This window comes from Streptomyces ipomoeae 91-03 (genome assembly GCF_000317595.1).
Classification (GTDB): domain Bacteria; phylum Actinomycetota; class Actinomycetes; order Streptomycetales; family Streptomycetaceae; genus Streptomyces; species Streptomyces ipomoeae.
In genome coordinates this window covers 1-10,533 of record NZ_AEJC01000225.1, presented here as the reverse complement: position 1 = coordinate 10,533, position 10,533 = coordinate 1, and the positions used below count along the sequence as shown (strand labels likewise).

Below are 10,533 nucleotides of genomic sequence, written 5' to 3'. Positions count from 1 at the left end.
CGCGGGGAGGGTCCGGTCGTCCACCAGTCCGAGCCGTACGTGTGTGAACGGCAGGGCGAGCAGGAGCAGCAGGAGTGCCGCGAGGCCCCCGGCGAGAAAGGGTCTCGCGGTGACGGCCCGCGCGGTGTCACGCCAGAAGCGACTGCCGTCTCCCAGCCGGGTGCGCCGCCACCGTGCCAGGGGGTCCCAGGCCTGCGCACGTGGGCCGAGAAGGACCAGACAGGCCGGCAGCACCACCAGTGCGACCAACGCCGCCAGGAGGGTGACGACCATGCCCGCCAGGCACAGCGAGCGCAGCAGGGGCACCGGCACCACCATCGCCGCCGCCAGGCAGGCGGTGACAGCGGCGGCCGAGAAGGCGATGGAGCGCCCGCTGGAGCGGAGCGGGGCCTTCAACGCCTCCTCCAACTCCTCACCCCGCGCGGTGTGTTCGCGTACGCGGGCGAGGAGGAAGAGGCTGTAGTCGACCGCCAGGCCGAAACCGATCGCCGAGACGGCGTTGGCCCCCATGCGGGACACGTCGACCGCCTGCGCGAGCAGCGCCAGCACCGGCAGCGTGCAGCCGACCGCCAGGGCGGCGACCAGGACGGGCAGCAGGGCGGACACCACCGACCCGTACGCGAACACCAGCATGCCGAAGAGCACGGGCGCGGCCACCAACTCCGCCGGCCGCAGATCCCGGTCGACGGTCTCCTCGATCTCCCGGCTGGTCCACACCTCACCACTGGGCTCCACCCGCAGGCCGGGGGCGGCGGACCGAGCAGCGGACCGAGCGGCCTCCACCACCTGTGGAGCGGCATCGGCGCGGTCCTTCTCCGACCCTTTCAGCCGCGCCTCGACCAACACGGTCCGCCCGTCCCGGGAGCGCAGCCAGTCGTCCTCCGCCGTCCGCGCCGACCACACGGCCCGTACGTCGGGCTCGTCGGACAGCGCTTCCACCACCGCCTCGGTTCCGGTCCGCAAGGACGCCTGGTCCGCGGTCGCCTGCTCGTCGGTACGGGACGGTGCCGGTGGGGCGGGCCCGTCGGCCCCCGGTGAGAGGGAGAGGATCAGGTCGGGGGACGGCACCCCCAGTCGTTCGGCCTGCCGGCGGGCCCGCTCCGCCTCGATGCCGGTGGCGACGGCACCTCCGGTACCGAGCGACTCCAGCGCGAGCGGAGCCAGGACGGCGGCGCACACCGCCGCCGGCGCCGCGCACACCACCACCCACCACGCCCGCCGCCTGATCGCATCCACGCGGATCCCCTTCAATGCCTTACGTCCTCCTGATCCCAGACCGCGGTGAACAGCAGGACCGCGTTCTGGCCGCCGAACCCGAAAGAGCAGCTGACGCCGACGTCCCCCGTCGTCGGTCGCGGGCGTCCGGCCACGATGCCGAGCCGGCGCTCCTCGTCCTGGCGCTCGAAGTCGGCCACCGGTGGAACGCCCCGGTGCCGCAGCGCGAGGACGGTGTACGCGGCTGGATCGCACCGGCGGCTCCCAGGACGTGCCCGATGACGCCCTTGGACGCGGTGACGGGCGGCGTGTGCTCGCCGAAGACCTGGGTGAGGGCCGCGGCCTCCGCCGTGTCATTGAGGGCGGTGGACGTTCCGTGGGCGTTGATGTGGCCGATGTCGCGGGGCCGGCACCCCGCGTCGTCGAGGGCGGCGGTGACGGCCCGGATCGCACCGGCGCCGCCGGGGTGCGGGGCGACGGGGTGGTGCGCATCGGCGCCGGCTCCGTAGCCGCTGAGCAGGGCCAGCATGCGGGCGTGGCGTTGCCGGGCGGTGGCCCGCCGTTCGAGGACGAGTACGGCGGCGCCCTCGCCGAGGACGAATCCGTCACGTGCGCGGTCGAAGGGCCGACTGGCGAGGGCCGGCCTGTCGCGGCGCCGCGACAGGGCCCGCATCCGTGTGAAGCAGGTCGCGGTCATGCGGGAACGCGCGGATTCGCTGCCGCCGGCCGGCACGATGTCGCACGCCCCCGACCGCAGCAGGTCACGTGCGGCCCCGATGGCCGTGGTTCCCGAGGCGCACGCGCCGGCGGTGGTGAAGTCGGGGCCGCACGCCCCCAGGTCGATCGCGACCTCACCGGCGGCCATGTTCGCAACGCTGCGCGGAAGGGCCGGCGGCGAGACCCGCTCCGGGCGCTCCGCACCCAGGTGGCAGAACTCGGCGACGTAGGTGCTCAGGCTGTTCGAGCCCACGCCCAGGACGACGCCGACGCGTTCCCCCCGCCGGCTGCCGGGGTCGAGTCCGGCGTCGGCGACCGCTCGGCGTGCGGCGGTCAGCGCGAACTGTGTGAAGCGGTCCAGGCGCCGCGCACGCGCGCGGCCCCGCTCCGCCTCCGCGTCGAAGCCCGTCACCCGGGAGGAGAAGTCGACGGGCAGCCCCGCCAGGTCGGGGCCGGCGACCGCGAGGGAGCGGCCCCGGCGGAGGGCGTCCCAGTTCACCTCGTGGGAGTGTCCGGCGGGAGTGATCAGACCGATCCCCGTGACGACGACGTCGGCCCCGGCGGTCAAAGCTCGGCGCCCGGCGCGATACGGGCGGCGGGTGACGAGGGATCGGACTCGGTCACCGGGAAGAGTCGGGCGGCTTCGCCGAGGGTCGCGTTCGGAGCGAGGTCCAGCACGTCCTCGGGCAGGACGATCCCGAACCGCTCCTCCGCGGCCACCACGAGTTCCATCAGCCCCAATGAGTCGATGCCCAGGTCCTGAAGGGTCGTTGTGGCACTGAACTGGTCGGGGCCTACGCCCAATTGGCCGGCCACAAGGGCTACGAGGTGTTCGGGGATCCGGTCCATTCCGATGAGAACTCCTGCGAGTCGCCAGGCGTGCCTCGGATACGAGGCACAACACAGAGTGATCATTGCGGAAAGGGCATGACCTGAGAAAAGCCACTTCATACGAGTGATCGCAACGAACAGGCTGATAGCGGGAGCAACAGCGCACAGTCGGGCATCCGAAACGCGGAAAGCGCCCCCTGAGTGGCGCCTTCCGCACTGCAACCCGGGTTCGACGTAATGCGCGGGTTCTGGAGGTCCTGCTCCTGCGGAGCCGAAGGAACAGGTCAGCGGGCTGCGGCAGCCATGGACGCGCGGAAGTCCCTTCACGCCGCGGGCCTCGGTCCGGTCGCTGTCGCCGCCACGTGGAGCGTTGCCGACCGGCTCGGCGTCGATGTCGCCGATATCGAGGCCATTCCAGGGGGAGTTGGCCGGCATGAAGCAAACGAACGCGACTTCGTTCACCAGTACTCCAGCCTCAGATCTTGGGGATCGACACCGAACCGGCTCGTGTGGGGGCGACGCGCGCGAAGCTGAACCGGCGGTCGAGCGGGACTGGCTGCGCAACACGCCGGACGGGAAGTTCACCACCACGCCGTGAGGCGTGCGCGGCATCGGCCACATGACCGTATTTGGCCGTCACATCTCCCGCATGAAGAGGTACTCCTTGACCATCTGACCCCGGTGGTGGCGGGCGATGGTGCAGAGGCGGAACCGCCGGGGACGTAGTGGCCGACGGTCGCCGTCCACTCCCCCTGCACGACCTGGGGTAGTGCTGGAGGATCCGGGCCTCTGGATTGTCCTTGAGGATGTCCTTCATGGCGGCGATGTGGTCCTCGACGTTGGTGGTCGCCGCCCCGCCCATCTCCACGTAGACATCCACGTAGACATCGGACGCGTGGTAGTACGCCTGCATGTCCCACCTGCGGTTGTTCCAAGCGACGAAGTCCGCGATGTGGAAGTGGATGCAGTTGTCCTTCTCCAGCTGGTACCTGCCGCCGTAATGCTGAGACGACGCGGATGCGGGCGTCACCAGTCCGGGGGCCACAGCCAGCGGCACACCGGCCGCAGCGGCGCCGAGGAGAGTACGCCGGTTCAACGATTCCATTTTCCTACTCCGGTTCGCTCGGGAGCCAAGTCGCGTGGAGGAGACGCCGCCCGAGCCTTCGCCCGGGCAGCAGATCTCCCGCTCGCGCCCAAGAGCGCGGGCAGCGTCGTAGTAACGCGGGCCCACAACAGGAGAGTGAGCAGGAGGTGTCGCTGGACCTCCACGTTCAGTACCTCCGCGGGGCGCCCCGCCTCGGCTGCCAGGATGTCGACCAGCTGGTCCATGTGCGCCGCGTCCTCGACGGGCACGCTCACCGGCCGCGTCCCATAACGGCCGACGAGCCGGACCGGATTCACCTGCGTGACGGGCCCCTCGTACAGCAGGTCGTCGCTGAAGTTGATGACCGTGCCGTCGACGTCGCTCATGTGCTCGTACCTGTACACCTGGCCACGACCCACCACCGCCCATCTCCAGCGGCCTCCCGTCGATGACCTGACGACCGGCGCCGACCCTGACCCAGTACAGGGTGTGGAAGTCCTGGCACTTCCGGCCGCCGGCGGAACCGGGGCGGCTTCCATCTCGCCGCCTGCCACACATCCCCACCCCGGAACCCGGCGACGCGGAAGCGCCCTTCGGGCCGGCCGGGTCCAACTCCTGTGCATTCATGGGCACATCATCCACGGCCCCGGCATGAGCTTCGCCGGGGTCGTCGGCCATGCGGCGGCTCGCTTCGCCGAGGCCGTCGACAAGCCATCGCATCGGCCAACTGTCGGCGAGCCACCTGCAGCGCGCTGCACCGCATGCCGCCGATATTGCATTCGCCACCCACCATTGCAACACAACGTTGCATTCAACGCCAGCGTCATTGCATCAATTTGCCGCCAGTCACCTTGGAAGATGCCTTCCAGGTGATTGACGAAACCATGAATGCAACGTAGCTTTCGAGTTCCGCCAAACACGTAATATCGCGAGATGAGGAATGGCCATGGGTGAATCCCTCCACACCGTCACAACACTGCCGACGACGCGTCAGCCCGGCTGCCCCTTCGACCCTCCGGCAGAGCTGATCGACGCCCGCCGGCACGGCCCCATCAGCCGCTACACCCACCCTGGCGGCAAACCCGGCTGGCTGATCACCGGATACGACCTGGTCAGGTCGGTCCTGGCCGACTCGCGGTTCAGCTCGCGCAAGGAGCTGCTGAACGTGGGCGACTTCGAGGTTCCTCCGGCGCCGCCCGGCGAGTTCCTCCTCATGGACGAGCCACAGCACAGCCGCTATCGGAAACCGCTGGTGGGCAAGTTCACCGTACGGCGGATGCGACTTCTCACCGAGCGTATCGAGCAGATCACCGCCGATTGCCTGGACGCCATGGAGAAGACCGGCCCGCCGGCGGACCTGGTGACCGCGTTCGCCAAGCCCATCCCCACCATCGTGATCTGCGAGCTGCTGGGGGTGCCGTACGAGGACCGGGCCTCCTTCCAGGAACAGATCGACGCGTTCATGGGTGGGGAGGTGAGCGACGAGGAGCTGATAGCGGCCTACACCGCGACCCAGGAGTACCTCGCGGAGCTGGTGGCCGCCAAGCGCGCGAACCCCACCGACGACGTGCTCAGCGAACTCACCGACAGCGATCTGACCGATGAGGAGCTGAAGGGAATCAGCCTGATTCTGCTGGCGGCCGGGTTCGACACCACCGCGAACATGCTGTCTCTCGGCACCTTCGCGCTGCTGCAGAACCCGGCGCAACTGGCCGCGCTGCGCGCCGACCCCGCGCTCACCGACGGGGCCGTGGAGGAGCTGCTGCGGTATCTGAGCGTCGCCAAGACGTTCATGCGGACGGCGCTGGAGGACGTCGAGCTGGGCGGCCAGACCATCGAGGCCGGCACGACGGTCGTCCTGTCGTACAACACCGCCAACCGCGACCCCGAGCGCTTCGCCGATCCCCACGTGCTCGACCTCCGGAGGCCGTACGACGGGCACCTGGCCTTCAGCCACGGCATCCACCAGTGCCTGGGGCAGCAGCTGGCCCGCGTCGAGATGCGGGTCGCGTTCCGCGCGCTGGTCGACCGCTTCCCCACGCTGCGCCTGGCCGTACCGGCTGAAGAGGTTGGCCTGCGTCCGGAGACCGCGGACATCTACGGGGTGAAAAGCCTGCCGGTCACCTGGGACAAGGAGGAGGCATGAGGATGACGCGCCTGCGCGTCGACCGTGAGCGCTGCATCGGCGCCGGTATGTGCGCTCTGACCGCCCCCGAGGTCTTCGACCAGGATCCCGACGACGGCCGTGTGCTCCTGCTGCACGCCGAGCCGCCCACCGCCCATCGCGCGGCCGCACAGATGGCCGCCGGTGTCTGCCCCTCCAGGGCGATCACCCTCCAGGAGCCGGAATCCAGCGACTCCTAGCGCCGGGACGACCGCGCCCGGGACCGAGAACCCCTTACCGCGCGCCGGTGGTCGGTGGGGGGCTCTCGCGTGTACGGCGCCCGTCACGCATCCCTCAACAGCACCCGGGGCGATGGTCACCACCCGCCCCCCTGCGGCGGCCACCTCCCCGCGCAGGTTCTCATACACGGCATGCGCTCCTGCACGCCCTGCTCGTGCTGCCCCACACCGAGGTCCCCCGCAGGATCAGATACGCCTTCCGCGTCGCCGCCACAAAATGGCGCGGCGGACTCGCGCCGCTGGTGAGCGGGTGGACCGGGTGAGTCTGAATCCGGCCGGCCCACAGCCACAGAACTTCGACACCGCCCTCCACAAGGAGCATGCGGCGCTGTTCCGGGAAGGGCCGCGCTGCTCGCCGACGCCCCGCCGGGGCGTCGTGCCCCGTTCGAAGAGATGGTCGCGCCGGCCGAGTTCCTCGCCGATCGTCTGCCCGCGCTGCTGGACGAGTGGCATGCGCATCGCGATCGGCTCCGCGCCGCCGGAAGACTCCCCACCCCGGGCGAATAGCCCGACCGGCACACGCCGGGACACCGGGCCGACCGGCCTGGACCGACACCATGGAGAGGTTGCCCAGCATGACCGACTCCGACCTGTCCGTCCTCCGGGAACGGGCCGACAAAGGCGACGCGACAGCGGTCGACGAGCTGGTCGAACGCGCCACGGAACTCGGCGACCTGCAGGAGCTGCGACGCCTTGCAGACCAGGGCACGGCCACGGCGACGGCCCAGCTGGTCGAACTCGCCACCGAGCAAGGTGACATCGCGGAACTGCGACGACTCTCCGGCAACGGGAACGCCACCACCGCCACCGCCACCGCCACCGACCAGCTGATCGAACTCGCCACCGCGCAGGGCGACTTCGCGGACTGCGACGGCTTGCCGATCAGGGCAACACCACCGCTGCTGAGCAGCTCGCGGAGCTCACCGCGGAGTGAGGGTTGCCGTCGCTCCTCAGCGCCGTACGCCAGCCCGTCTACGACGTGACCGCCTCCGACAAGTCGGTGTGCGCCTGGGGGCGGCCGGGGGCCATCGGCACGCTCAGCACCATGGTCAGGCCCCCGCCGGGGGTGTCCTCGGCGGTGAGCGTGCCGCCCATGGCCTCGGCGAAGCCGCGGGCGACGGCCAGGCCGAGGCCGACTCCGGCGCCACGCGGGGCATCGCCGTAGCGCTGGAAGGGTTCGAAGATGCGGTCCTTGGCCTCGTCGGGGACGCCGGGACCGCGGTCCACGACCCGGACCTCGACCCGGTCGGCTATGGCGCTCGCCGACACAAGGACACTCTCACCGGGCGGGCTGTACTTGACGGCGTTTTCCACCACGTTGGCCACCGCCCGTTCCAACAGGCCCTTGTCCACGGCGACCATGGGCAGCGTCTCGGAGACGTCCAGATCCACGCTGTCCTCGGCGATGCCGCCCAGCGCCATCGGGATCACCTCGTCGAGGTCGGTCTCGCGGACGATCGGGGTGACCATGCCGGTCTGCAGGCGCGACATGTCGAGCAGGTTGCCCACCAGGTGATCAAGGCGATCGGCGCCCTCCTCGATCGCCTCCAGCAGCTCCGCCTGATCCTCCTCCGACCACTCGACGTCGTCCGAACGCAGGGAGGAGACCGCTGCCTTGATCCCGGCCAGCGGGGTACGCAGATCGTGGCTCACGGCAGCCAGCAGGGCGGTGCGGATGCGGTTGCCCTCGGCCAGTTCCTTGGCCTGGTCGGCCTCCTGCTGGAGGCGTTGGCGCTCCAGCGCCACGGCGGACTGGGCCGCGAAGGCGGCCAGGACCCGCCGGTCCTCGGCGGGAAGGACACGGCCGGACAGGGCGAGGGACATGTTGTCGCCCACGGGGACGTCGACGTCCGCCTCCTCGGGGGCGGTACAGGGGCGCGGGCCCACGCTGCCCGCGCAGGTCCACGGGGCCACGTCGCTCTCGCGTTCCAGCAGCGCCGCCGATTCCATGCCGAAGGTCTCACGGACGCGTTCGAGGAGTGCCTCGAGGCTGGTCTCGCCGCGCAGGACGTTTCCTGCCAGGAAGGACAGTATCTCGGCCTCGGCGCGCAGCCGGGCCGCCTGTTGGGTGCGCCGTGCGGCCAGGTCGACCACGGACGCGACCGACACGGCGACACCGACGAAGATCGCGATGGCCACGATGTTCCTCGGGTCGGCGATGATGAAGGTGCGGAAGGGCGGCGTGAAGAACCAGTTCAGCAGCAGGGAGCCGACAGCCGCCGAGGCCAGGGCCGGGAAGAGGCCGCCGAGCAGGGCCGCCGCCACCGTCATGGTCAGAAACAGCAGCATGTCGTTGGCGAGACCCACGTCCGGGAAGACGCTGCCGAGCAGCCAGGTCAGCAGGGCCGGTCCGCCGATGCCGACCAGCCAGCCCCAGATCAGCCGGGAGCGGCCGAGCCGTGCCCCGCGGGCGACCGGCAGACCGCGGCCCTTGCCCACCTCGTCGTGGGTGATCAGGTGGACGTCGAGGTCGGGGCCGGAGTCCCGGGCGACCGTGGCGCCGACGCCGGGTCCGAAGACGTACTGCCAGCTCTTGCGGCGGGAGACGCCCAGGACGATCTGGGTGGCATTCACACCGCGCGCGAAGTCCAGCAGGGCTGCGGGGATGTCGTCGCCGACGACCTGGTGGAACGTGCCGCCCAGGTCCTCCACCAAGGTGCGCTGGACGGCCAGTTCCTTGGGCGAGGCGGAGGTCAGGCCGTCGCTGCGGGAGATGTAGACCGCCAGCACCTCGCCACCGGCGCCCTTCTCCGCCAGCCGCGCCGCCCGGCGGATGAGGGTCCTCCCCTCCGGGCCGCCGGTCAGGCCGACCACGATCCGCTCGCGCGAGCCCCAGATCGCCGAGACCTTGTGCTCACTGCGGTACTCGGTCAGGTACTCGTCGACCCGGTCGGCCACCCACAGCAGCGCCAGCTCCCGCAGGGCGGTCAGGTTGCCGGGCCGGAAGTAGTTCGACAGGGCCGCGTCGATCTTGTCCGGCTTGTAGATGTTGCCGTGCGCCATCCGGCGGCGCAGGGCCTCGGGCGACATGTCCACCAGTTCGATCTGGTCCGCCCGCCGTACGACCTCGTCGGGGACCGTCTCCCGCTGCCGTACGCCCGTGATGGACTCGACGACATCGCCCAGGGACTCCAGGTGCTGGATGTTGACGGTGGAGACCACGTCGATCCCGGCGTCCAGCAGTTCTTCCACGTCCTGCCAGCGCTTGATGTTGCGGGAGCCGGGGACGTTGGTGTGGGCCAGCTCGTCCACCAGCGCCACCTTCGGATGCCGGGCCAGAACCGCGTCGACGTCCATCTCGGTGAAGGCCGTGTCCCGGTACTCGATCTCCCTGCGTGGGATCTGTTCCAGGCCGTGCAGCATCACCTCGGTGCGCGGACGGCGGTGGTGTTCCACGAACGCCACCACGCAGTCTGTGCCCCGCTCGATACGGCGGTGTGCCTCGGACAGCATCGCGTACGTCTTGCCGACGCCGGGTGCCGCACCGAGGTAGATCCGGAGCTTGCCGCGTGCCATGTCATCCCTCGGTCAGGCTTCGAAGCGATAGCCCATACCGGGCTCGGTGATCAGATAGCGGGGGTGGGAGGGGTCCGCTTCCAGTTTGCGGCGCAGCTGCGCCATGTAGACCCGCAGATAGTTGGTCTTGCTGCTCTGCGGGAAGCCCCAGACCTCCTGAAGGAGGTACTTCTGCGTGATCAGCCGGCCCGGATTGGTCACCAGGATCTCCAGCAGATGCCACTCGGTCGGGGTCAGTCGCACGTCCCGCCCGTCCCGGACGACCTTCTTGGCGAGCAGGTCGATGCTGAAGTCCTCCGTCTCGACCAGCGCCGTCTCGGGCGCGAGCGGTGCGTCCTCGGTTCGGCGGACGGCAGCCCGCAGCCGGGCCAGCAGCTCGTCCATGCTGAACGGTTTGGTGACGTAGTCGTCGGCACCGGCGTCGAGCGCGACGACTTTCTCGTCGGACGCCTGCCGGGCGGACAGGACCAGGATCGGCACGCGGGTCCAGCCCCGCAGGCCCCTGATGACCTCGACACCGTCCATGTCGGGCAGCCCGAGGTCGAGCAGCACCACGTCGGGCTGACGCGCGGCAGCGAGCCGCAGGGCCGTGGCCCCGTCGGGAGCGGCGTCCACGCCGTAGTGACGTGCCTGCAAGTTGATGACGAGAGCCCGTACGAGCTGCGGGTCGTCCTCCACCACGAGCACCCGGGTCATGGGTGTGTGCCTTTCCTGTCGTCGTACCTGGACCATGGGTGCCGGAAGCACCGCCGTTGCCCTCATCGGCT

9 protein-coding genes and 1 pseudogene are annotated in these 10,533 nt (G+C 70.2%); 3 read left to right on the top strand and 7 right to left on the bottom strand.

Features of this window, described 5'->3' with window-relative positions:
- The 5 genes and pseudogenes from STRIP9103_RS14760 to STRIP9103_RS14745 form a co-directional block, all read right to left on the bottom strand.
- A partial coding sequence (locus STRIP9103_RS14760; protein ID WP_009310930.1) for an MMPL family transporter occupies positions 1 to 1,236 on the bottom strand: 1,236 nt, incomplete at its 3' end.
- 11 nt (positions 1,237 to 1,247) lie between these two features.
- Positions 1,248 to 2,500: pseudogene (locus STRIP9103_RS14755) on the bottom strand (beta-ketoacyl-[acyl-carrier-protein] synthase family protein).
- Positions 2,497 to 2,781: an acyl carrier protein gene (locus STRIP9103_RS14750; protein WP_009310926.1), complete on the bottom strand. Its 285-nt coding sequence runs from the start codon at positions 2,779 to 2,781 to the stop codon at positions 2,497 to 2,499. The pseudogene STRIP9103_RS14755 and the gene STRIP9103_RS14750 overlap by 4 nt, the downstream one beginning before the upstream one ends.
- A 457-nt stretch (positions 2,782 to 3,238) precedes the next feature.
- Positions 3,239 to 3,859 (bottom strand): hypothetical protein, encoded by a 621-nt coding sequence (locus tag STRIP9103_RS49905; RefSeq protein WP_141583228.1) that lies wholly within the window; start codon positions 3,857 to 3,859, stop codon positions 3,239 to 3,241.
- Complete coding sequence (locus tag STRIP9103_RS14745; RefSeq protein WP_141583230.1) at positions 3,856 to 4,233, bottom strand: hypothetical protein; 378 nt, start codon at positions 4,231 to 4,233, stop codon at positions 3,856 to 3,858. The genes STRIP9103_RS49905 and STRIP9103_RS14745 overlap by 4 nt, the downstream gene beginning before the upstream one ends.
- 560 nt (positions 4,234 to 4,793) lie before the next feature.
- Between STRIP9103_RS14745 and STRIP9103_RS14740 the strand changes: the two genes are divergently transcribed.
- From STRIP9103_RS14740 to STRIP9103_RS50635, 3 genes are all read left to right on the top strand, one after another.
- On the top strand, positions 4,794 to 5,993 hold the full coding sequence (locus STRIP9103_RS14740) for a cytochrome P450 (protein ID WP_009310916.1): 1,200 nt from the start codon (positions 4,794 to 4,796) through the stop codon (positions 5,991 to 5,993).
- Entirely contained in the window at positions 5,990 to 6,211 is a 222-nt protein-coding gene (locus STRIP9103_RS14735; RefSeq protein WP_009310921.1) for a ferredoxin, read from the top strand. Before STRIP9103_RS14740 ends, STRIP9103_RS14735 begins: the two co-directional genes overlap by 4 nt.
- Before the next feature lie 614 nt (positions 6,212 to 6,825).
- Positions 6,826 to 7,233 (top strand): hypothetical protein, encoded by a 408-nt coding sequence (locus STRIP9103_RS50635; RefSeq protein WP_009310909.1) that lies wholly within the window; start codon positions 6,826 to 6,828, stop codon positions 7,231 to 7,233.
- On the opposite strand, the gene STRIP9103_RS14720 is transcribed toward STRIP9103_RS50635, so the two are convergent.
- Together STRIP9103_RS14720 and STRIP9103_RS14715 are read right to left on the bottom strand one after the other, a co-directional pair.
- Positions 7,223 to 9,766, bottom strand: coding sequence for a sensor histidine kinase (locus tag STRIP9103_RS14720; protein ID WP_009310918.1), 2,544 nt, complete (start codon positions 9,764 to 9,766; stop codon positions 7,223 to 7,225). The two genes, STRIP9103_RS50635 and STRIP9103_RS14720, sit on opposite strands and share 11 nt — an antisense overlap.
- Before the next feature lie 12 nt (positions 9,767 to 9,778).
- Positions 9,779 to 10,462, bottom strand: a complete 684-nt coding sequence (locus STRIP9103_RS14715; protein ID WP_048820299.1) for a response regulator — start codon at positions 10,460 to 10,462, stop codon at positions 9,779 to 9,781.
- Between the last annotated feature and the right edge of the window lie 71 nt (positions 10,463 to 10,533).

Bases quoted from the DNA above. Each gene is read 5' to 3' on its own strand.
- STRIP9103_RS14750 (WP_009310926.1), bottom strand. From the start codon at position 2,781: ATGGACCGGATCCCCGAACACCTCGTAGCCCTTGTGGCCGGCCAATTG.
- STRIP9103_RS14745 (WP_141583230.1), bottom strand. From the start codon at position 4,233: ATGAGCGACGTCGACGGCACGGTCATCAACTTCAGCGACGACCTGCTG.
- STRIP9103_RS14740 (WP_009310916.1), top strand. From the start codon at position 4,794: ATGGGTGAATCCCTCCACACCGTCACAACACTGCCGACGACGCGTCAG.
- STRIP9103_RS14735 (WP_009310921.1), top strand. From the start codon at position 5,990: ATGAGGATGACGCGCCTGCGCGTCGACCGTGAGCGCTGCATCGGCGCC.
- STRIP9103_RS50635 (WP_009310909.1), top strand. From the start codon at position 6,826: ATGACCGACTCCGACCTGTCCGTCCTCCGGGAACGGGCCGACAAAGGC.
- STRIP9103_RS14720 (WP_009310918.1), bottom strand. From the start codon at position 9,766: ATGGCACGCGGCAAGCTCCGGATCTACCTCGGTGCGGCACCCGGCGTC.
- STRIP9103_RS14715 (WP_048820299.1), bottom strand. From the start codon at position 10,462: ATGACCCGGGTGCTCGTGGTGGAGGACGACCCGCAGCTCGTACGGGCT.